Below are 19798 nucleotides of genomic sequence, written 5' to 3' on the forward strand. Positions count from 1 at the left end.
CGGCATGCAGTGCGTCGATATAAAGGCGGTCAAGCGCCTTCCCTGATGGAACGGACGCGCTCAAATCCAAAACAATGCAAGGGACCGGTCTTCATGCTGAAACTCTTTGCCATCATTATTCCATTGGCTTGCGTCGCCACCTCCGCCTTCGCCGTCGATCCGGCCATGAAGAAGCAACTGGAAAAGCTCGATCCGTCGGAACGGATGGAGCAGGCATGCGATGCCGAGGCCATGAAGCGCATCGGCACGGACAAGACCGGCTTCAGGCCGGATAAGGTCATCGCCTATACGTTCGGCGACCCGGATATGAAGCCTGATGCCATGGATGCGCCCGGCGCGGTCTTTCGCAGCAAGGGGGACTGGTATCATCTCTCGTACAAATGCATCACCGGTCCGCAGCATATCCATGTACGGGAACTGAGCTATCAGATCGGCGACAAGGTGCCGCGCGGTGCCTGGCAGGAACATTATCTCTACGACTAAGCGCTCCGGATTTGCTCCGGAAGGAAACCGTGGCGATCACAGCGCGTCTTGTGATCGCCAGAGGCCGGTGCGCTCAAGCGCTACCGCCATTTGAGCGATTCCACGCGGGTCAGCTCTGACAGGATGTGCTCCTGCACGTCGGGCGGTTGCCGGCGGACCGCATCCGCCAGGTCACGTAGCGTCGCTCTGAGGCTGTGAAGCTGGTCCACCAGATCCATGACGACATCGACGCCTGGCTCGTTGACGCCCATTGCCTTGCTGAGGTCGAGGATGAGCCGGCCGCGCGCAATGTCGGCCTCACGGAAACTGCGGCCCTCATCCGTGACTTCGGGCACGACCCAGCCCTGTGATATCCAGATTTCCAGCACCGTGGTCTCGATCCGGAGGTGCAGTCGGAACTCGCTCTCGTTCATCGCTTATCCTCCCATGGTCTTTCTGGGATCTTGCGTCTTGCCTGCCTCCCAATCGGAAACGAAGCGCGTCAGATCGGGATCCGGCGTATCCGGCAGGACGATTTTCAGGGAGACGTAGGCATCGCCGTTCTCCTTGCCGCGCACAGGGGCGCCCTTGCCCTTCAGCCGCAACACCTTGCCCGTATTGGAGTTCGGCTGCAGCGTGACGGTAACCGCGCCCGAAGGGGTGGGGACGCGGATCTTGCCGCCGAGCACCGCTTCCGTCAGCGAGATCGGCAGTTCCATCCGGATGTCGTCGCCATCGCGGGTATAGAAGCGGTGCGGGCGCACATGCACGGCAATCAGCGCATCGCCGGCAGCGCCGCCGCCGAAGCCCGGCTCACCCTTGCCCTTGAGGCGAAGCGTCTGCCCGTCGCGCGTTCCCGGCGGAATCTGGACGTCGAGCGCCGGTCCGTCCGGCAGGCTGATCTGCTTCTTTGCGCCGTTGATGGCGTCCAGAAAGTCGACCTCCATCGAATAGTGACGGTCTTGACCCTGCATCTGGGATTGGCCTCGGCTGCGCCGCGAGAAGAAACTGGAAAATATGTCGTCGGCGTCGCCGAAATCGGCAAAGCCGCCCGCATTCTGGTAAGGGCCATGCTGGCCCTCCTGCGCCGCGTAATCGCGGTAGTAGTTGCGCGGCGCCTGCTCGGCGCCGCTGCTGTCGATCTCGCCACGGTCGAACCGCCCACGCTTTTCCTCGTCGCCGAGGATGCCGTAAGCCGAGGAGACCTCCTTGAATTTTTCCTCGGCCTGCTTGTCGCCGGGGTTGAGATCGGGGTGCAGCTTCTTGGCAAGCTTGCGATAGGCGCTTTGAATGTCTTTTTGCGGGGCGTCCCGCTTCACGCCTAAAACTTCATAGGGATCGCGACTCATGCATGTCTCTCTTTGGGAGCACGGAAAAATACGCAGATAGTGCTACGGCAACCTCATATCAATCGTAGCATAGACGCGGTCAGGTTGAAGCCCGGACTTGGCGGCTTTCATGCCTGGCGCACTTGTGATGTGAAATAGACACGATATCGGCCGGTTCGCCATATTTCCGGCGTGTTGCCGGATGATGCGGGCGCTGAGGCCGGACGGCAATGGTGCGTTCCGTCCGCCAGATTCCGTTTGCTTGATCCACCCGGTGGCCGCCCGATGAAACGTCTTTTGCTGACATCCCTGATCCTGCTTGCGGCACAGGCCGCCTTTGCCACGCAGCCGGAGCAACCGCCGGCCGGTTGGCCGCAGCTGCCGCCCAAGGCGCCCGTTTCGAAGATCAAGCTCGTCGAGCCGCATCTTCATGTCAACCGGGCAGGCGCCGGAGCCCCCCGTATAGCGCTTACCTTCGATGCCTGCATGGGCAAGACCGATCCGCGTATCCTGGGCACCCTTGTCGATCAGCGCATTCCGGCGACGATCTTCGTCACCGCGCGCTGGCTGCGCACCAATCCCGATGCGCTTGCCGTCTTCCTGGCCCATCCCGATCTTTTCGAGCTGGAAAACCACGGTCAGAACCATATCCCGGCCGTCGATGCCCCGACCAAGGTCTACGGCATTCCCGCCGCCGGCTCGCCGCAGGCGGTCGCCCAGGAAGTCAAGGGCGGCGCCGATGCGATGGTTGCCGCCGGTATTCCGCAGCCGCGCTGGTTTCGCGGCGCGACCGCAAAGTACAGCCCTTCCGCCATCGCCCAGATCCGGGGCATGGGCTACCGGATCGCCGGCTATTCGATCAACGGCGATAGCGGCTCGCTTCTGCCGGCCAAGATGGTCGAGAAGCAATATGCCTCCGCCAAGGACGGCGATGTCATCATTTCCCACATCAACCAGCCGACACATGCGGCGGGCGAGGGGGTTGCGGCAAGCATCCTTGCGCTGAAGGCGAAGGGCGTAGAGTTCGTCCGCCTGCAGGATATCCCCGAAAAGGGCGATGACGGCACGACGAACTGACTGCCGGGAGCCGCGTGATCGGAACGGCTAGCCCGGCAATTGCGGCTGGGTCTTTTCCTCGATGAAAAGCTCGTCGACGACGGCCATGACGATCAGCGACAAGGGCAGAGCCAGCATGGCGCCGACGGCGCCCCACATCCATGTCCAGAAGATGATGGCAAGGAAGACGACGAAGGGATTGAGCTCCCACTGGCGGCCCATGATCGCGGGAAAGACGAGGTTTTCGACCGCCATGTGCACAGCGAAGAATGCCGCCGCCGGCGCGAGGGCGAAGATGATGTCGGAATGGGTAATGATGCCGGCGATGGCCAGCGCGATCGTCATCGTCGTGACCCCAAGGAATGGAATGAAGCTGGCGACGAAGGCGAAAACGCCCCATAGCAGCGGCACGCTCATGCCGCCGACATAGGCGATGATCGTCATCGCGACGCCGATGCCGGCATAGATCAGCGATGCGGTCGCGAAATAGAAGCCGAGCACCCGTTCCACCGCATTGATGATGCGGATCGCCGTCAGCCGCGATGTCCGGCTGGAGAAGGTCATGATGATCGTCTTGCGCAAGCTGATCCGGCCGGCGAGAAACAGCAGCAGCGCCGCAAAGAAGATCAGGATCTGCACGATCGCCGGCGTCAGGCTGTTGGATACGACATGCAGCACATTGCCGCTGTTTTCCAGCAGGGTGCTGGCCGACATCGAGCCACCTTGAAGGGTCTCGGGCGAAATGTGCAGCCATTTGAACCGATCGAGATAGGGCATCAGCCGATCCGAGGTGCGCTGGAAGAAGTCCGGCGCTTCCTGGGCGAGCTTGGCCACCGGCCCGGCGAGCGCATTGATGATAAGGAAGATCACCAGCGCCACGGCCGACGACAGGAGAACGGCATTCAGGATGCGGGGCACGCCGAGCTTGCTCAGCTTCTCCGCCGCAAGGCCGAGGATCATGCCGACGACGATGGCGAGCGTCACAGGAATGAGGATGATGGACATCATGTAGACGCCGGCGAGCGCCAGTATGAGGAAGATGCCTATGGTGGCCCAGGCGGAAGCCGTGCCGAGCTTGGCTCGGCCGGCTTCATCGGAGAGGTCGAGGTTCTCCGCTTCGTCGCCGAGCGTACGCGACATGTTTCTGGCGGAGCCTGCGCCAGCGTCCTGCGCTCTTGCAGCATCCGGCCGGCCGGCAGCGATCTTGTCGAATTCCATGCCCAGAACGTCCCCGAAGGCAGAATTACCTCGCTACTCAAACGCGAAAAGCCCGTTGCGGTTCCGCAACGGGTCTCTTTAAGTCCGATAATCGGCAAGAAGCAGGCTCAGGCGATGAGATTCAGCCCGATGCCCCAGGGGTCTCGCAACGATACGCCGCCGTCGCGCTTCTCGGTCTTGATCTCGTGCTGCTCCAGGGCGGCGACGGCCTTGTCGAGCGCGGCCTTGTCGTTGAAGCGCAGCGTATAGTCGGAAAGGCCGGTCATGTGCTCGGAGCGCACGCCCGCGCCGCGGCTGTTCCAGGTGTTGGCGCCGAGATGATGGTGGTAGCCGCCGGTCGCAAGGAAGGTCGCGCCGGGATAGCGCGCGGCCATGACCTTCATGCCGAGCACGTCGCGATAGAAGGCGTTGGCTTCGGCGACATCGCCGACCTGCAGGTGGATGTGGCCGATGGCCGAGCCTTCCGCCAAGCCGTCCCAGCGATCTTGCGGGGCGCTCTCGTAAAGCCTCTGCAGATCGAGCCGCAGCGTGGCCATCTCGACCGTGCCGTCATCGTGGAACGTCCATTCCTCGTGTGGCCGGTCGGCATAGATCTCGATGCCGTTACCCTCGGGGTCCGACAGATAAATGGCTTCGCTGACGATATGATCCGATGCGCCGTCGAGCACCACGTTGTTATGCGCGGCATGGCGAAGCCAGCGCGCGAGTTCGGCGCGGCTCGGCAGCAGGAAGGCGGTATGGAACAGGCCGGCGGCCGTGCTCGGCGCGCGCGTCGCGGCCCGGTCCGTCGTCAGCGTCAGGAGGGGATGGCCGGCAACGCCCAGAACCTCGCCGCTTGCCGTTTTTTCGATCACCTTCAGGCCCAGCATGTCCTGATAGAAGCGCGAGACCTGCGGCAGGTCGGTGACGACGAGATGCGATTGGCCGACATAGGCCGGGCGGGTCAGTGCGTAGGAAGGGGCGGTTTCGGTCATATGGTCAGTTCCAACCTCGATAGTCTTGAAAAAGGCAACCGGCGTTGGCGGCACTGTGGCCGCCAGAGGCGGGCGGGAGGGTTTTTGCCGGTTGATATGCCTTTTCGATATCCTCTGGCCCGCTGTACTTGCATATTCATATGGCGGATTTCGATTGTTCACAGAAGACTATAAATTGCGGATTGAGCGTTCGCTTTCCATTGACGGGCGAGAGAGGCGCATCCGTTCACGAAGATTGATCGATGCGCGCGTTTGGCGCAGTTGCGTCCTTGCCGTTCCGGTGCAAGGATCGAACTTACACGGAAACGGAACCGGGCGAAATGACCGAATACAGAGGCATCCGGTGGGCCTACGACCGATATGAGATCATTGCCGATAGCATCGTCAATGGCGTCGGCGTGGTCTTCGCGCTGATCGGCGCGACCGTGCTGATCTTTTACGCGACGGTCTGGAGTTCCTATGGCGGCATGGCCGCCGCCTGGATTTACGGCGTCGGCCTGGTGCTGACGCTCGGAATGTCCTTCACCTACAATCTCTGGCCCGTATCCCGGACGAAATGGTTTCTCCGGCGCTTCGACCACTCCTTCATTTACGTCCTGATTGCCGCCACCTACACGCCCTTTCTCGAGCGAGGGGCCGAGGATCCGTTGCTGCTTGGCGTGCTGATTGCCGTCTGGGTTTTTGCCGCCTTCGGTATCGTCCTGAAGTGTCTCTTTCCCGGGCGTTACGATCGGCTGGCGATTCTGCTCTATCTGGCGATGGGCTGGAGCGGCGTCCTCGTCGCCAAGCCGATCTCGGACTACATTCCGTTCGCGTCCCTGCTGCTCATCGTCATCGGCGGCGTCATCTATTCGCTCGGCGTGATCTTTCATGTCTGGGAAAAGCTGCGCTTCCAGAATGCGATCTGGCACGGCTTCGTCATCGCCGCCGCCGCAGTGCATTATTCGGCCGTGCTGACCTGCTTCAGCCTGTCGCCGGAAAACTTTTGACGATCTGTGCCGTCGGCGTGCATTTTCTGGTCGAGCGCAGGCTGCGTACCAGGCGCATGACGATGGCGTCATAGCGCTGCATATCCGTTTTCGAATAGTCCATCTGGAAGAAGGCGGCGGCCCCGTTGCAAAGCGCGACGCCGCGCACATAGACGATGCGGCCTTGCCTGGTGCCGGAAAAGCTGATGCCGCGCGAATTCGATTTGGCGTAGGAAATCTTCCAGCCTTCATCCCTGGCGAGGGCTACGCGCCCGTTTGCTTCGGTCGTGAAGTCGCCATTGGCGACGACGGTGCCGAAAACCTGCAGGCTCGCGGACCGGTCTGCCGGCCACAGCGAGAGCCGGTTGGCGTCGTCGGCAGGGGCGGCAAGGTGGAATTCCGACGGCAGCTCGATCGCATAGCCGAGGCCTGCATCGTCATAGGACCACCAGTCCGCGGCGAGGGCCGAGGTCGGCGAAAGAAGCAGGAGGGCGAGCAGGCGGGCGAGCATTGCGGTTTCCGGGAGGCTGGAGCTGCAAACCGATCAAGAATAGCGCATTTTTCAGCGAAAATTCCAACACTATTCGAACGGCTAACGCAAATTAGCTCGAATTCGTTACAGCTTCATTGCGAGCCATGCAGGATTGGCAATGTCGTCTATGCGTTTATGACGCCCGGAAGGGCGGGCCGACGTCTGAATCGCCCGGCGATATCCCATAACCCTTGACGGTACACCCATGGAGTGCCGATTTCGGTGGTTTACGACCGGTTTTCCTCGTCCAGGCCTTGAGACGGTGTGCCCTTTCGCCTATCCCTTTGACACCGCTCCGGCCTTGCCGGATTCCGCGTGATCGTTCAGCAGGGGGGATATATGGCCGCCGCCGCGGGCCTGACGTTCCTGGCTCTATGTCTGCCTTTTTTGGGCGCGCTGATCGCGCCTGTCGCCGTTCGGCGGCTGGGTCACAATGCGGCTTGGCCCTTGGCGTTGCTTCCCGCTCTCGCCTTTCTCCATTTTTTTGGATTTCTTCCCGCCATCGCGGACGGGCAGCTTGAGCATGGCGGTTTCGACTGGGTGCCGAGCCTGGATTTGCGCTTCTCCTGGATGCTCGACGGCCTTTCGCTGACCTTTGCTCTGCTCATCACCGGCATCGGTACGCTGATCGTCCTTTATGCCGGGGGCTATCTGAAAGGGCACCCCGATCTCGGCCGCTTCTTCTCCTTCATCTTCCTCTTCATGGGATCGATGCTGGGCCTTGTCGTTTCGGACAGCTTTCTGACGCTCTTCGTCTTTTGGGAGCTGACCTCGATCACCTCCTTCCTCCTGATCGGCTTCGATCATCAAAGAGAGGCATCGCGACGGGCGGCATTGCAGGCGCTGGTGGTGACCGGAGGAGGAGGGCTGCTGCTGCTCGCGGGCCTGCTGCTGATCTGGCAGATCACCGGCATCGGCTCGATGTCCGAGCTCCTGAAGGCCGGCGATGTCTTGCGCGCCAGCCCGCTCTATCTTGCCGCGCTGATCCTCGTTCTTGGTGGTGCGTTCACCAAGTCGGCGCAATTTCCGTTTCATTTCTGGCTGCCGAACGCCATGGAAGCGCCGACCCCGGTATCGGCCTATCTCCACTCGGCAACCATGGTGAAGGCTGGCGTCTATCTGCTGATGCGGCTCAATCCGGTCATGGGCGGTACGGTGGCCTGGCACACCATCCTGCCGGTCTTTGGCGCCGTGACGCTGCTGGTCGGAACCCTGCTTGCGATCCGCCAGACCGATTTGAAGCTGAAGCTCGCTTACACGACGGTTTCTTCTCTCGGCCTGCTCGTGCTGCTGACCGGCTTCGGCACGGATTACGCAGTTGAAGCCGCCGTCCTTTATCTGGTGGCGCATTCGCTGTTCAAGGGCGCGCTGTTCATGGTCGCCGGCATCGTCGATCACGAGACGGGAACGCGCGACATCACCCGGCTGGGCGGCCTGCGCTCCGCCATGCCGCTGACCTTTGCGGCAGCCCTGCTCGCCGCTGTCTCGATGGGCGGCTTGCCGCCTGCCTTCGGATTTCTTGCCAAGGAAGAGATCTATGCCTCGCTGGCACAGGCATCGCCGGGTGCGATCGTCCTGACGGTCATCGTCGTGGCCGGCAATGCGCTGATGTTCGCCATCGCCTTTGCCGTGGCGTTGAAGCCCTTTGTCGGGCCACAGACCGAGACGCCGCGTCATCCGCACGAAGCGCCGCCCTTGCTCTGGCTCGGGCCGGTGGTGCTCGCTCTGCTCGGCATTCTGTCGGCCTTTTTCTCGGGCCCGTGGCATGGCTATCTCTCCTCGCCGATGGCGAGCGCCGTCGGCGGCAAGGGACTGGCGATATCGGTTTCGCTGGTCCCGCATATCGGCTTGCCCCTGGCGCTTTCGCTGGTGACCGTGCTGATCGGCATTGTCGTTTACCGGCAGCTCGATCGCGCCCGCTTCTTGATGTCCGTCGTCCTGCGCTCCCTCGGGCCGGGGCCGGATCGCGGTTTCGATGGCTTCGTCTCCGGTCTGGTGCAGCTGTCGCACGCGGTATCGCGTCTGCTGCAGCCCGGCCGGCTGGAAATCTATGTTACCGTCACCTTCGTCTGCCTGGCGGCGATGCTGCTGATCCCTCTCATGATCCACGGCGAACTGCCTGCCGTGCCTGCATGGCCGAACCTGCAATGGCATGAGGCGACGATCTTCCTGATCGCCATCGTCGGCGTGGCCGCGGTCGTGTTTGCCCGGGACCGGCTGACGGCGATCGTTTCGCTTGGCATCCAGGGCTTTGCAGTCGCTCTGATCTTCCTGTTGTTCGGCGCCCCGGATCTGTCCTTTACCCAGTTCATGGTCGAGACCCTTTCGGTCGTGATCCTGGCGCTGGTGATGACACGCCTGCGCCTTTCGCCGTCCGATCGTCGTCCGCCGCTGACGAGGATCGCCCATGCCATGCTCGCCATTGCCTGCGGCATCGGCTTTTCGCTTCTCCTGCTGAAGGCGACCCAGTCGCCGTTCGACCTGACGCTGACCGCCTTCTTCAATCAATATTCGAAGCTGATCGCGCATGGCGACAATGTGGTGAATGTCATCATCGTCGATTTCCGCGGCACGGACACGCTGGGCGAGATCGCCGTCGTCGCCATCACAGGCCTGGCGATACTGGCGTTGATCCGCATCCGCGCCGGTGGCGAGCGCAAGCTTGCGGCGAACGACCCCGATCTTGAGGAAAAGCCTGGTCTTGGCAAGGGAATGGAGGCCGAGCGCACATGAATACGCTGATCTTCCGCACCGCCGCACCGTTCCTGACCGCCCTGATGCTGCTCTTCTCCGTCTTCGTGCTGCTGCGCGGCCACAATGAGCCCGGCGGCGGCTTCATCGGCGGCTTGATAGCGGCCTCGGCGCTGGCGATCTATGGCATCGCCTGCGGCGTGACTGCCGTCCGGCGCGCAATCGTCTTTCATCCGCTGGCGATTGCCGGCTTCGGCCTGTTGGCCTCGACCGTCGCGGGCTTTCTATCCGTCTTTGCCGGCGTGCCGTTCATGACGGGTCTGTGGATCTATCCGCACCTGTTCGGCATCGAGCTGGCGCTTTCCACTGTCATGCTGTTCGATATCGGCGTCTATCTGGTCGTCGTCGGGGCCATCACATCGATCGCGCTTGCGCTCGAAGAGCGGGAGGTGGATTGATGGAGGCCGTCTTTGCCGTCGTCGTCGGCATCTTCTTTACCGCCGCGATCTATCTGATGCTGTCGAGATTCTCGATCCGCATCATGCTGGGCATCGCCATCCTCGGCAATGCCGTCAATCTCCTGCTGTTTACCGCCGGCCGGATCACGCCCGAAGTGCCGCCCATCATCCGGAAGGGAGCGAGCACGCTCGATAACGCTGCCGCCAATCCGTTGCCGCAGGCATTGATCCTGACGGCGATCGTCATTTCCTTCTCGTTCCTCGCCTTTCTGCTCGTCCTGACCTACCGCGCCTATCAGGATCTCAAGACGGACGACACAGGCGATATGCTGGTGGCGGAACCGGACGAGCGGCCTTTGCCGCCCTTGGGATACTGACGCCATGGCCAGCCCGACCGATACCGCAGTCGACCTCTCCGCCGCGCTCGTCGCCGCACCTGTGCCGATGGGGCATTGGCTGGTCATCCTGCCGGTCGCCCTGTGCATCGGTCTTGGCGCTCTGCTTCTGATGCTGCGAAACCGCACGGAGTGGCATGCCTGGATCGCCATACCCGGCCTCGTGGTGCTCGTGCTGATCGACGTCGTCCTGCTCTGCAAGGTCGTCGGCGACGGAGCCGTGACCATGGTCATGGGGCGATGGCTTCCGCCGTTCGGCATCGCCTTCAGCGTCGATATCTTCGGCGCGCTCATGGCTTTGACGGCTGCTGTCGTGGCGCTGGCGGCAAGTGTCTATTCGCTCGGCGAAATCAGCGTGAGCGGCCGGCGATACGGCTTCTTTCCTTTCCTGATGCTGCTGCTGGCCGGCGTTAGCGGCGCCTTTCTGACGGGCGACGTCTTCAATCTCTATGTCTGGTTCGAGGTGCTGCTGATCTCGTCCTTCGGGCTGCTGATCCTCGGTTCGGAGCCGGAGCAGATCGACGGTGCGCTGAAATATGCGGTGCTCAATCTCATCGCCACCACGCTCTTTCTCGTTTCCGTCGGCTATCTCTATGCCGTCTTCGGCACGCTCAACATGGCCGATATCGCCGTGAAGGCGAGGACGAGTGACCATACGGCGCCGATGATGACGCTTGCCGGCCTCTTCTTCCTGGCCTTCGGCATGAAGGCGGCTGCCTTTCCGGTCAATTTCTGGCTTCCGGCCTCCTATCATACGCCGCGTGTCACCGTGTCCGCCCTGTTCGCGGGCCTGCTGACGAAGGTCGGCATCTATGCGCTCATCCGGGTTCTGGTCATGCTGCTGCCCGTCGAACGGGCGGGGCTTGGGCCGCTCGTGGCAATCGTCGCCATCGCCACCATGCTTGTCGGCGTGGTCGGCGCGCTCGGGGCCAACGATATCCGGCGTATGCTCGGCTATGTGGTCATCTCAGGCATCGGCACGATGCTGGCAGGGGTCGCCCTCGGCAATGCCGATGGCCTCAGCGGCGCTATCTTCTATGCGCTTCATTCGATGGTGCTGATGACCGCGCTTTACCTGCTGGCGGGACAGGCGGCGCGGCTCTGCGGCAGCTTTTCGCTCGCGGCCCTCGGCGGGCTCTATCGGCGCAGCGGCTGGTTTGCCGGCCTTTCGCTGGTGCTGTTCTTTGCGGTCAGCGGCTTGCCGCCCTTTTCCGGTTTCTGGCCCAAGGTCGTGCTGGTCAAGGCGGCGCTTGCGTCCGGCGCCTGGTCGCTCGCGGCAACAATCCTCCTGACCGGTTTCTTGACGACGATCGTCTTCGGGCGAGTGTTCCTGCTGGCCTACTGGCGCCCGTCGGCAGGCAACGCCATGGTGGCGGGGCCGATCACATGGCAGGCGGCACTGCCGCTTCTTGCCCTTTCCGTGCTTGTCGTGGGCTTCGGCCTGTTTCCGGAACCGCTCCTGCGCCTGACGCAGGCGGCCGCTGCCGGTCTCGAACAGCCGTCGGCCTATCTTCGCTCCGTCTTTCCCACGGCGGGAGGCGCCCAATGATCCTGTTCGTTTTCAATCTGCTGCTTGCCGTCGTCTGGGTCGCCATCACCGGCAGCGCTTCCTTCCTCAATCTGCTGTTCGGCTTTATCCTCGCGGCGATCGCGCTGGCGATTGTTCGTTCATCCTATGGCGGCGTGCTCTACCTCGGACGCGTCCGACGGATTCTTGCGCTTCTGCTGCTCTTCGTGTGCGAGCTCGCCAAATCGGCCTGGGCGGTTGCCGTCGCCGTCATGAGCCCGAAAATGGATGTGAAGCCTGGCATTTTTGCCTTTGCGCTGACGGTGGACCGCGATTTCGAAATCACGCTGCTGGCCAATCTCATCACCCTGACGCCCGGCACGCTGTCCGTCGACGTCTCCGATGACCGCAAGACGCTCTATGTTCACGCGCTCGATTGTTCCGATCCGGACGCCATCCGGCGCGGCATAGCCGACGGCTTCGAACGGCGGATCCTGGAGGCTTTCCGATGATCGCGGCTTCCGTCGTTTCGGCCGCCGCAATGGTGGCACTCGGAATTCTAAGTATTGCCTTCCTGCTTACGGTCTATCGCGTCGTGGCCGGTCCGACCTTGCCGGACCGGGTTCTGGCGCTCGACATGCTGGTGGCGATCGCCATCGGCTTCATTGCCGTCATCGCCATCAAGACCGGCTTCACGCTCTATATCGATATCGCCATTTCGCTGGGCCTTGTCGGCTTTCTCGCCACCGTCGCCTTCGCCCGGTTTATACTGACGCAGGCGCCATCCGATGCCCCGAAGCCAATGGTTTCCGGCCACGACAACGACCGTGTCCCGAAGGAGAGGAAGGCGCACAAACGCAACAAGCGACAGAAGGGCGGGCAATGATGGATATGCTTTGGGCCGTCATAGTAACGTTGCTCCTGCTGGCAGGTGCGTTGTTCTCGCTCATTGCCGCGATCGGCATCGTTCGTCTGCCTGACCTCTACAGCCGCATGCATGCGGCTTCGAAGGCGGGTACGGTCGGTTCCGGCCTATTGCTACTTGCAGTCGGTATTCACTCGCAGGACTTGTCGATATTGGCACGAGCACTGGCAGGATTCGTCTTTTTCGTGCTGACGGCACCGATTTCGGCGCATCTTCTCGCACGGGCCGCTCACAAGGCCGGACATCGGTTGACGCCGCCTTCGGTGCGAGATGAATTGCTGCAGCGGGAGCGAATCGCGAAAGGCGGGTATAGAAAAAGGGGCTAACAAACGCGCAGATTGTTAAGGAAGGAATAGCTATTCGCGTTATTAGTTATCTATTTTTTAGTAGATGAATTTTTTGCAAAGAAATGTCGGGATTAAAAACTGGACATTTGGGTAAAGAGTGCTAATTCAGATTCAAGTAGAGTTCTGATGTTGAGTTAGTCTCGACCGGGTTTAAGCTCTCGATGCTTTTATCTTTCTTTGATGAAAAGCTGAGCAAAACTTTCTTCCGGTAAGCGATTAAAGATCGCTATCGTGGTCGCTAATTCTGACATCGGGCGGCAAGAGGCGGTTTTTCCCTTGCATGAGATCTAGGGGTGGATTTCATGCAGTAAGAAATGTGGCGTTATGCACCGTTTTCTTGCTGATGGCTGCTACGAATACGAGCAATACGTTCGCGCGAATTGCCCGGCGCTGGGAAACATCGAAATCAACAGATTTCCGTAGCCAAGCGCAGATCATATAGCAACGTTGTGCCCTGCGCGCTCCGCGGAGGCGCGGCGCAGCAAGCAAGCCGATGAACAGGAGAACACAATGACAGATGCGGCCCTTGGCAACGGGCAGGAGTTACTGGTTGAACTGACTGCCGACATCGTAGCGGCCTATGTCAGCAACCATGTCGTACCGGTCAGCGACCTTCCGAACTTGATTTCCGACGTACATTCCGCCTTGAGCAACACCTCGGCTCCGGCTCCTGCCGTAACCGTGGTCGAAAAGCAGAAGCCGGCCGTATCCGTCCGTAAATCCGTGCAGGATGACCAGATCACTTGCCTGGAATGTGGTGGCAGCTTCAAGTCGCTGAAGCGCCATCTCATGACCCACCATGGTCTCTCGCCGGAAGAATATCGCGAGAAATGGGATCTGGCCGCCGACTATCCGATGGTGGCGCCCGCCTATGCCGAAGCGCGTTCGCGCCTTGCAAAGGAAATGGGCCTCGGTCAGCGCCGCAAGCGTGGCAGCCGCTGAGAGTTCCACCGTTGAGCTAAAGAAAAACCCGGCTTTCGAGCCGGGTTTTGTCTTACCGCTGCTTTTGCAAAATTAGGCAGCCGCCCTGATCCGGGCTTCCTCGCGAATGCGTTTGATCATCGAACGCAATCCATTCGCCCTCTGCGAGGAGAGGTGTTCGACCAGGCCGATCTTACCGAATACGTCGAGCGCATCGAGGGCAGCGATTTCCGAAGCCGGTTTTCCTGAATAGGTGGCAAGCACGATCGCCACCAGCCCGCGCACGATATGCGCGTCGGAATCGCCTTCAAAGGTCAATATCGGGTTTTCAGGGTTGCCGGAGGCATGGGTTACGAGCCAGACTTGGCTGGCGCAGCCCTGCACCTTGTTTTGCAGCGTCCGCTTGTCCTCGGGCAGGTCAGGCAGCTCCTTGCCGAGTTCGATCACGTAGCGATAGCGATCCTCCCACTCGTCCAGGAAGGAAAAGTCCTCGATGATCTTGTCAAGCGATGTCATTGCAACAGTCCAGATTGTCCATTGTGTTGGATATAGGCCAAACGACGCGCGATTTGAACCCGCGACAATAAAGAACGCCGCCGACCATCGACAGGTCTGCGGCGCTGAAGTTGGGCCAATGAAGAAGTCTTAGCTGCGCGGACGGGGCATCGGCAGCGGAATGGAGGATGGCAGCTTGACGGTGCCGGTGATGACGACATCGGCCGTTTCCGTGCCGATCACGCGCTTGGCCGGCATCGGCTGGACCAGCGCGGCAACCTGGGCGGTGTTTGCTTGTACAGTTGCTGCGTCGGCCTGGAGGTTTGAGGGCTGATCCTTGAAGTGACGGCCGAGCATATCGTAGGCGACGCGAGCACCGTCGCCGACTTGATTGCCGAGAGCGGTCAGCGTTTCGCCACCCTTCACGCAGACGTCCGGCTTTTCGCTGCACATGGCGCCGACATATTGAACGACGCCGGAAGCGGCTGAAATTGCGTCGGAAACCTGTAGCGTCGTTTCGCTGGCCGGCCGCGGGGCGCCCTCGGGCTTCGCAAAGATCGGCAGAAACATGAGAACCAGCGAAAACCAGAACCCTGTTCTAATCAGAAACCACATTGCCTAGCCCATCCTCTTCGTCGCTCGGCTCGCTCGCCGATTCGGACTTGCTTGTCCGATCTGGTTCGAACCCTATCCGGCAGAGGACAACAGCGCTTTTCAAAACTCGGCGGCATTTTCGGCAATTTTGATTCAAATTTTAGCTTTCCGACTTTGAGCAGCATTTGGTTCAAATTGTAGCGATTGATGTTAAGCATGTCTCGCTCGATGCTGTTGATAAGCAGGGCTTTGCGGCGGATGGCTTTGCCGCAAAAGTTAACGAGTGACGGAAATACGAATAAAATCCGTTGCTTACCCGCTGTTAACCACAAAAAACAAAGGTCCCGCTTTCTGCGCCAAAACGGGATTTTGCCGCCTTTTCGGCCGGCCGGCCCGTTCTGTCTTTATTCTTTCCTTAAGTCCGCAAGGCCTATTGTGCAGTCCAATAAGAGACCGTTTTGACGGATAGTCGTGTGCGCGTATTGAGTGACATTTCTGTCGGGGCCGCAGCCCTCGTTGACCGTGTGGGCCAAAGCTGGCTCTCCCGGACGAGCGGCAATGGCAAGGTCCGTGGACAGGAGCTGGCGATCTTGCGCCGGCTCGCGCTCATCTCCTCGGTCGCGCTCTTCGTCGTTCCGGCCGGGCTTTCTTTCATCACCAGCCCCGCGGTTGCCCTGCCTGCCGGCGTGGCCACCGTTTGCGCCGGCTTCCTGTTTTCGGCCGTCGGCAGCATCGCGCTGTCGCGCCAGCGGCCACTCGCCCGTTCGCCGGAGGCCGTCGTTGTCGAGCATCGGGATCTTATGCTCGAAGCCGCATTCGGTCTCGTTCTGCTGCTCGATCCCCAAGGCAACGTGACCACCGTCGGCGGTCGCGATCGCGCGGAATTCCTCAGCTGGATGCACGATCCGACGGGGCGCGGCTTCGTCGAGCAGATCCACGTTTCCGACAGAATCGTCTTCCTGCAGGCGATCGATGTGCTGCGCCAGGGCAGGGATGCCTATGGCGCCGATTTGCGCCTGGAGCGGTCCGCGGTCGTTGGCGGCGACGAACAGTTCGTCCATATTCGCATGGAGCTGACCGCCCGTCGGGACGGCGAGGGGCGCCTGACGGCGATCATCGCCCAGCTGCGCGATATTTCACAGGATCAGAAGCTTCGCGAGGACGCGGCGCGCAAGACCGCCGAGGCGGAATCGGCCAATGACGCCAAGTCGCGTTTCCTGGCCGCCGTCAGCCATGAACTGCGCACCCCGCTCAATGCGATCCTCGGCTTCTCGGATATTCTCAGCGGCGAATATTTCGGCAAGCTGGAAAACGACCGCCAGCGCGAATATGTCGGCCTGATCCGCCAGTCGGGTGCGCATCTGCTGTCGGTGGTCAACACCATGCTCGACATGAGCAAGATCGAGGCAGGTCGCTATGAGCTGCTGCTCGAATCCTTCTCGATCGAAGATTCGATCTCAACCTGCGAAGCCATGCTGGGCCTGCAGGCGAAGGAAAAAGGGCTGACCCTGACGAGCCGCATCCAGCGCGGTCTCGGTGACATTGTCGCCGACCAGCGGGCCCTGCAGCAGATCCTCATCAACCTCGTCGGCAACGCCATCAAGTTCACCGACACCGGCGGCGCGATCACCATCGATGCGGCTCTGACGGATGGCATGCTGAAGCTGTCGATCGGCGATACCGGGATCGGGATTGCAAGCGAGCGGCTGGCCTCACTGGGGCAGCCATTCGTGCAGATCCAGAACGATTATACCCGCCGGTACGCCGGCACCGGTCTCGGCCTGTCGCTGGTCAAGGGTCTCGTCGGCCTGCACGGCGGAAGCTTTTCCATTGCCAGTGCGCCGGGCGAGGGCACGGTCATTACCATCTTGATTCCATTCGACGGCTCCGGTGTCGCGGCGATGCAGCCTGTGGATGTCAATCGCACTGTCGATTTTCCGCCGCGCCTGAAACATACTGTGGAGATAGATGAAGGGCGAAACAAGGAAGGGATGAATGGCCCCGCAAAAGCGAAAATCGCCTAAGGGAAGAGGAAAGGGCAAGCGCAAGCAGCCCGGCCTCGCTTCCCGTGGAGCGGTTGCCCTGGGCAGCCTGAGCCTGCGCGGCAGCACTGCGCTGGGCGGCCTTGGTCTTCGCGGCGTGGGTGCGCTCGCGGGTCTTGTCGGCGGCGCGGTCGGCCGCCATCCCGCCATTGTCGGCGGTGTCGCTCTCTTCTTCGGAATTTTCGGCTTCGTGACCGCCAACGCGCTCTGGTATCAGACGGGCACGCATCCGTCGCCCATTCTGCGCACCCGCGATCCCGGCTCGCCCTACCAGATTCCCGGTCGAAAATCCTTCCTGCATGCGCAGCAGGCCGATGCCGGCAACGTCACCACCTTCCGGATCGAAAGGCAGGATTCGGTCTCCGATCCCGCAACGCCCGCGCTGGCGGGACAGCCTGCAAACCCGGCCGCGACGCAGCCGTCCGCCGCTCCATCGAAGCTGGTCGCCGACGTGCAGGCCGAGCTCATCCGTCACGGCCTCTATGACGGCGCCGCCGATGGAAAGCCGGGGTCGCGCACGACATCAGCCATTCTCTTCTTCCAGGAAGCGTCCGGCCTGGCGCAGACCGGTGTGCCGACGCCGGAGCTTCTGGCGGCTCTGAAGGCCAGCAATGCCGCCAGCGCCCCGCCTGCGACTGGCAGGACCAGCACGGCCGCCGCCGTCCCTGCCGAGCGCCCTGTCAACGTTTCCGCCACGGCCGATGCCATAGACCCGGTCGCGGCCGCCATCCAGAATGCCGACAAGAACCTGAGGACCGGTGCCGTTGCGGCGAAGGCTGGGCCGAGCGATGCGGTCGACAAGGTCAACATCGTCATGCAGATCCAGAAGGGCCTCAGCAACATTGCCTACAGCAATGTCAGCATCGACGGGGTTGCCGGAGAGCAGACGAAAGCGGCCATCCGCCGGTTCCAGAAGCACTATCGCCTGCCGGAAACCGGGGAGCCGAACATGGCGGTTCTCAGGAAGCTGCAGGATATCGGCGCGCTTTGACGATGCCGCGCAGAGCTTTGCATGACATGCCGTAGATCAGGGAACCTGAAGCGCAGGGTTCGACCTGAGGATTGCCGAGCGCTTTACGGCGGCTTCAATTGCCTTGGCCGTCGGGCGCCGCTATAGCTCGCATATGAGATTGCGCAGCGACATCTTTGTTTCCGCTCTTGTCCGCCGCCTGTTCGCCCGCGGCGATTTTGCCGCCGTCGAGCGCAAAGGCGAGGAACACGCCGGCGCGATCTTCATCCGACAGCGTTTCCGTGACGGATTGGAAACCCTTTATGGGCCCGCTCCGCAAAGCCTGTTCGACGAGGAGGAGAGCGGAATGCGGCTCTTCGAAATCCGGATCGAGCGCAAGGACGCGCAGGACATCCGCGCGACCCTCGACCGCGAACTGAAATTCGATCCGGATTTGTGGATCGTCGAGCTGGAGACGGACGATATCGGCGATATCGTCCCTTTAGCCGGTTTGCGCGGCAATCCGCTGGATTGAGCCGTCCTTACCGCCGGTTTGCCACCCGCAATTCGCGGATGGAACCCGATTTCGCGCCGAACAGCGGTGTTGCCGGACGCTGGGCAATTTTTTCCTGCGGCAGGTAGGTATAGTTGTCGGCGCGGCGCCACGCCTCGACGCGGGCCTGGCTCTCTTCGGCGTCGATGCCGTCCAGCACCAGCCACGCCCGGCTCACGCTGCCGTGCCGTTCGGCCAGATGCGGATAGAAACGCTCGAGCGAGTAGACGGCATCCGCAATGCTCATGCCGAGGCTGACGAGCGTGACGGCGAGCTGCTGGCCCGACGTGTCGAGCAGGATGCGTTCGGCGAGCCAGTAGCTGGAGGAAAGCGCGTCGGCCAGCGTCGTTGCAAATTGTATCGCGTCGCGCTCGCGCGCGAAGCGAACAAGCAGGGCTTCCTGCGTTTCGCTGAGGCTGCGCAGGCCGAGCCGATCCTTGTCGTCGCGCGCCAGATGACGGGCGGCCTGCTTGATCTGCTGGCGCAAGACCTCTTCGCGCGACAGCCGTTCGGTTTCCACCGTTTCGGCGAGCGTCGATACGGCTTCTGCCCGCTCTTCCTGCACCGTCATGCCGCGTTCCGGCTCTGCCTGATGCAGGCCGACGAGAGCGTCGATGACCTTGGGCGAGAGTGCCGGCCGGCCGACGATCGCCCGCGCATGAGCGGCCCCTTGCGTGCGGGCAATGGTGATGAGCGTATCGTCGTCGATCGCTTGCGAGCTGGTGAGGAACGGAGCGGCGATGGCGATCGGCTGACAGCCGATGAAGAGGGCAACCGCTTGCGGCACGGTCGCGCATTGGGAAAGAGCAGCGACCGCCTGTCGCTTCGCCTCCTCCGAGGACGCTTGGAAGACGGGGGTGAAAAGCTCGGCGAACTGGCGGAGTTCGGATCTGGATGGGTGTCCCATGCCTTCGAAGCTGGTGATCGTCGCCATCAGAACCACGTCTTTCTTACGGACAGTCGCAGGCTCTTCAAGGTCTCGAAACCGGTCACGCACGCCAACACCCATACTGATACGCTGAACAAAAAAGCAGGGAGCCGGATGGTCGACCATGGATCCCGCTGCCCCCCGTTCGGGTCGTGCCGAACGACCCTTTGTTTGGAGAGGGCTTCTCTGGCGGCGATTGTCGAAACGGGTTTGGACACGGTCGTCCTTATCTGGCTTTCACCAGGAGACTAAGGCCGTCAGAGTTAACGGTTCGTGAAAACTTTATTAAAATCCGAATAAAAATTGCGCGTTAAGCTTGCGTGGGAACATCAGGCGGATGTTGGCCGCATCCGCCCTGGTTTCATGGGCTAGGCCTCCTGTGGACAACCTTTCCCCGGACGCGCGTCCAAATCGATACTCAACCTATGAGAGTTTTGCTGAAAAGTTAGCCGCAG

Annotated in this window: 22 protein-coding genes; 14 read left to right on the top strand and 8 right to left on the bottom strand. The window is 61.5% G+C overall.

What is annotated here, in order from left to right:
• Window positions 1-93: 93 nt before the first annotated feature.
• Entirely contained in the window at window positions 94-483 is a 390-nt protein-coding gene (locus ACQZ6J_RS10955) for a DUF930 domain-containing protein (RefSeq protein ID WP_163991470.1), read from the top strand.
• An 80-nt stretch (window positions 484-563) separates the two neighbouring features.
• Here ACQZ6J_RS10955 and ACQZ6J_RS10960 read toward each other — a convergent pair whose 3' ends face one another.
• Both ACQZ6J_RS10960 and ACQZ6J_RS10965 read right to left on the bottom strand, forming a co-directional pair.
• Window positions 564-896: a chaperone modulator CbpM gene (locus ACQZ6J_RS10960; protein WP_163991468.1), complete on the bottom strand. Its 333-nt coding sequence runs from the start codon at window positions 894-896 to the stop codon at window positions 564-566.
• Window positions 897-899: 3 nt separating this feature from the next.
• Window positions 900-1811, bottom strand: coding sequence for a DnaJ C-terminal domain-containing protein (locus ACQZ6J_RS10965; protein ID WP_449083965.1), 912 nt, complete (start codon window positions 1809-1811; stop codon window positions 900-902).
• A gap of 264 nt (window positions 1812-2075) precedes the next feature.
• Here ACQZ6J_RS10965 and ACQZ6J_RS10970 point away from each other — a divergent pair, with 264 nt between their 5' ends.
• The gene (locus ACQZ6J_RS10970; RefSeq protein WP_449083967.1) at window positions 2076-2867 is read left to right on the top strand and encodes a polysaccharide deacetylase family protein; all 792 of its coding nucleotides are present in this window, start codon (window positions 2076-2078) and stop codon (window positions 2865-2867) included.
• Between the two features lie 27 nt (window positions 2868-2894).
• Here the strand turns inward: ACQZ6J_RS10970 and ACQZ6J_RS10975 are convergent, their stop codons facing one another.
• Together ACQZ6J_RS10975 and ACQZ6J_RS10980 are read right to left on the bottom strand one after the other, a co-directional pair.
• Window positions 2895-4064, bottom strand: coding sequence for an AI-2E family transporter (locus tag ACQZ6J_RS10975; protein WP_449083969.1), 1170 nt, complete (start codon window positions 4062-4064; stop codon window positions 2895-2897).
• Window positions 4065-4171: 107 nt separating this feature from the next.
• Window positions 4172-5038, bottom strand: coding sequence for a VOC family protein (locus ACQZ6J_RS10980; RefSeq protein WP_449083971.1), 867 nt, complete (start codon window positions 5036-5038; stop codon window positions 4172-4174).
• A 320-nt stretch (window positions 5039-5358) separates the two neighbouring features.
• On the opposite strand from ACQZ6J_RS10980, the gene trhA reads away from it, so the two are divergent.
• Window positions 5359-6027, top strand: a complete 669-nt coding sequence (gene trhA, locus ACQZ6J_RS10985) for a PAQR family membrane homeostasis protein TrhA (RefSeq protein WP_449083973.1) — start codon at window positions 5359-5361, stop codon at window positions 6025-6027.
• Here the strand turns inward: trhA and ACQZ6J_RS10990 are convergent.
• Window positions 6002-6517, bottom strand: coding sequence for a hypothetical protein (locus ACQZ6J_RS10990; protein WP_449083975.1), 516 nt, complete (start codon window positions 6515-6517; stop codon window positions 6002-6004). The genes trhA and ACQZ6J_RS10990 overlap by 26 nt on opposite strands.
• Window positions 6518-6877: 360 nt before the next feature.
• Here ACQZ6J_RS10990 and ACQZ6J_RS10995 point away from each other — a divergent pair, with 360 nt between their 5' ends.
• From ACQZ6J_RS10995 to ACQZ6J_RS11030, 8 genes are all read left to right on the top strand, one after another.
• Window positions 6878-9271, top strand: a complete 2394-nt coding sequence (locus tag ACQZ6J_RS10995; protein WP_449083977.1) for a putative monovalent cation/H+ antiporter subunit A — start codon at window positions 6878-6880, stop codon at window positions 9269-9271.
• The gene (locus tag ACQZ6J_RS11000; protein WP_449083979.1) at window positions 9268-9687 is read left to right on the top strand and encodes a Na+/H+ antiporter subunit B; all 420 of its coding nucleotides are present in this window, start codon (window positions 9268-9270) and stop codon (window positions 9685-9687) included. The genes ACQZ6J_RS10995 and ACQZ6J_RS11000 overlap by 4 nt, the downstream gene beginning before the upstream one ends.
• Window positions 9687-10064 (top strand): Na+/H+ antiporter subunit C, encoded by a 378-nt coding sequence (locus tag ACQZ6J_RS11005; protein WP_163991450.1) that lies wholly within the window; start codon window positions 9687-9689, stop codon window positions 10062-10064. The genes ACQZ6J_RS11000 and ACQZ6J_RS11005 overlap by 1 nt, the downstream gene beginning before the upstream one ends.
• 4 nt (window positions 10065-10068) lie before the next feature.
• Window positions 10069-11631 carry a Na+/H+ antiporter subunit D gene (locus ACQZ6J_RS11010; protein ID WP_449083980.1) on the top strand — a complete coding sequence of 521 codons (1563 nt, stop codon included), beginning with the start codon at window positions 10069-10071 and terminating at the stop codon, window positions 11629-11631.
• Window positions 11628-12101 (top strand): Na+/H+ antiporter subunit E, encoded by a 474-nt coding sequence (locus ACQZ6J_RS11015; RefSeq protein WP_449083981.1) that lies wholly within the window; start codon window positions 11628-11630, stop codon window positions 12099-12101. The genes ACQZ6J_RS11010 and ACQZ6J_RS11015 overlap by 4 nt, the downstream gene beginning before the upstream one ends.
• On the top strand, window positions 12098-12475 hold the full coding sequence (locus ACQZ6J_RS11020; RefSeq protein WP_163991444.1) for a cation:proton antiporter: 378 nt from the start codon (window positions 12098-12100) through the stop codon (window positions 12473-12475). Before ACQZ6J_RS11015 ends, ACQZ6J_RS11020 begins: the two co-directional genes overlap by 4 nt.
• Window positions 12472-12840 carry a monovalent cation/H(+) antiporter subunit G gene (mnhG, locus tag ACQZ6J_RS11025; protein ID WP_204326786.1) on the top strand — a complete coding sequence of 123 codons (369 nt, stop codon included), beginning with the start codon at window positions 12472-12474 and terminating at the stop codon, window positions 12838-12840. The genes ACQZ6J_RS11020 and mnhG overlap by 4 nt, the downstream gene beginning before the upstream one ends.
• Window positions 12841-13371: 531 nt before the next feature.
• Entirely contained in the window at window positions 13372-13803 is a 432-nt protein-coding gene (locus tag ACQZ6J_RS11030) for a Ros/MucR family transcriptional regulator (protein ID WP_047627360.1), read from the top strand.
• 72 nt (window positions 13804-13875) lie between these two features.
• On the opposite strand, the gene ACQZ6J_RS11035 is transcribed toward ACQZ6J_RS11030, so the two are convergent.
• Complete coding sequence (locus ACQZ6J_RS11035; protein WP_163991442.1) at window positions 13876-14298, bottom strand: SufE family protein; 423 nt, start codon at window positions 14296-14298, stop codon at window positions 13876-13878.
• A gap of 129 nt (window positions 14299-14427) precedes the next feature.
• Entirely contained in the window at window positions 14428-14892 is a 465-nt protein-coding gene (locus ACQZ6J_RS11040) for a DUF5330 domain-containing protein (RefSeq protein WP_449083984.1), read from the bottom strand.
• A gap of 452 nt (window positions 14893-15344) precedes the next feature.
• Between ACQZ6J_RS11040 and ACQZ6J_RS11045 the strand changes: the two genes are divergently transcribed.
• The 3 genes from ACQZ6J_RS11045 (at window position 15345) to ACQZ6J_RS11055 (ending at window position 18397) form a co-directional block, all read left to right on the top strand.
• Window positions 15345-16895, top strand: a complete 1551-nt coding sequence (locus ACQZ6J_RS11045) for a sensor histidine kinase (RefSeq protein WP_449084170.1) — start codon at window positions 15345-15347, stop codon at window positions 16893-16895.
• Window positions 16867-17904, top strand: coding sequence for a peptidoglycan-binding domain-containing protein (locus ACQZ6J_RS11050; RefSeq protein ID WP_449083986.1), 1038 nt, complete (start codon window positions 16867-16869; stop codon window positions 17902-17904). The genes ACQZ6J_RS11045 and ACQZ6J_RS11050 overlap by 29 nt, the downstream gene beginning before the upstream one ends.
• Window positions 17905-18037: 133 nt before the next feature.
• A complete protein-coding gene (locus ACQZ6J_RS11055) occupies window positions 18038-18397 on the top strand; it encodes a DUF1491 family protein (protein WP_163991436.1) in 360 nt (119 codons plus the stop codon).
• A 7-nt stretch (window positions 18398-18404) separates the two neighbouring features.
• Here ACQZ6J_RS11055 and ACQZ6J_RS11060 read toward each other — a convergent pair whose 3' ends face one another.
• A complete protein-coding gene (locus ACQZ6J_RS11060) occupies window positions 18405-19412 on the bottom strand; it encodes a DUF2336 domain-containing protein (RefSeq protein ID WP_449083988.1) in 1008 nt (335 codons plus the stop codon).
• Between the last annotated feature and the right edge of the window lie 386 nt (window positions 19413-19798).

The organism is Rhizobium sp. A37_96, from assembly GCF_053521765.1.

Bases quoted from the DNA above. Each gene is read 5' to 3' on its own strand.
- ACQZ6J_RS10990 (WP_449083975.1), bottom strand. From the start codon at position 6,517: ATGCTCGCCCGCCTGCTCGCCCTCCTGCTTCTTTCGCCGACCTCGGCC.
- ACQZ6J_RS11020 (WP_163991444.1), top strand. From the start codon at position 12,098: ATGATCGCGGCTTCCGTCGTTTCGGCCGCCGCAATGGTGGCACTCGGA.
- ACQZ6J_RS11000 (WP_449083979.1), top strand. From the start codon at position 9,268: ATGAATACGCTGATCTTCCGCACCGCCGCACCGTTCCTGACCGCCCTG.
- ACQZ6J_RS10955 (WP_163991470.1), top strand. From the start codon at position 94: ATGCTGAAACTCTTTGCCATCATTATTCCATTGGCTTGCGTCGCCACC.
- ACQZ6J_RS11015 (WP_449083981.1), top strand. From the start codon at position 11,628: ATGATCCTGTTCGTTTTCAATCTGCTGCTTGCCGTCGTCTGGGTCGCC.
- mnhG (WP_204326786.1), top strand. From the start codon at position 12,472: ATGATGGATATGCTTTGGGCCGTCATAGTAACGTTGCTCCTGCTGGCA.
- ACQZ6J_RS11040 (WP_449083984.1), bottom strand. From the start codon at position 14,892: ATGTGGTTTCTGATTAGAACAGGGTTCTGGTTTTCGCTGGTTCTCATG.
- ACQZ6J_RS11050 (WP_449083986.1), top strand. From the start codon at position 16,867: ATGGCCCCGCAAAAGCGAAAATCGCCTAAGGGAAGAGGAAAGGGCAAG.
- ACQZ6J_RS10975 (WP_449083969.1), bottom strand. From the start codon at position 4,064: ATGGAATTCGACAAGATCGCTGCCGGCCGGCCGGATGCTGCAAGAGCG.
- ACQZ6J_RS10980 (WP_449083971.1), bottom strand. From the start codon at position 5,038: ATGACCGAAACCGCCCCTTCCTACGCACTGACCCGCCCGGCCTATGTC.
- ACQZ6J_RS10995 (WP_449083977.1), top strand. From the start codon at position 6,878: ATGGCCGCCGCCGCGGGCCTGACGTTCCTGGCTCTATGTCTGCCTTTT.
- ACQZ6J_RS10960 (WP_163991468.1), bottom strand. From the start codon at position 896: ATGAACGAGAGCGAGTTCCGACTGCACCTCCGGATCGAGACCACGGTG.
- ACQZ6J_RS10965 (WP_449083965.1), bottom strand. From the start codon at position 1,811: ATGAGTCGCGATCCCTATGAAGTTTTAGGCGTGAAGCGGGACGCCCCG.
- ACQZ6J_RS11035 (WP_163991442.1), bottom strand. From the start codon at position 14,298: ATGACATCGCTTGACAAGATCATCGAGGACTTTTCCTTCCTGGACGAG.
- ACQZ6J_RS11010 (WP_449083980.1), top strand. From the start codon at position 10,069: ATGGCCAGCCCGACCGATACCGCAGTCGACCTCTCCGCCGCGCTCGTC.
- ACQZ6J_RS11030 (WP_047627360.1), top strand. From the start codon at position 13,372: ATGACAGATGCGGCCCTTGGCAACGGGCAGGAGTTACTGGTTGAACTG.
- ACQZ6J_RS11005 (WP_163991450.1), top strand. From the start codon at position 9,687: ATGGAGGCCGTCTTTGCCGTCGTCGTCGGCATCTTCTTTACCGCCGCG.
- ACQZ6J_RS10970 (WP_449083967.1), top strand. From the start codon at position 2,076: ATGAAACGTCTTTTGCTGACATCCCTGATCCTGCTTGCGGCACAGGCC.
- ACQZ6J_RS11055 (WP_163991436.1), top strand. From the start codon at position 18,038: ATGAGATTGCGCAGCGACATCTTTGTTTCCGCTCTTGTCCGCCGCCTG.
- trhA (WP_449083973.1), top strand. From the start codon at position 5,359: ATGACCGAATACAGAGGCATCCGGTGGGCCTACGACCGATATGAGATC.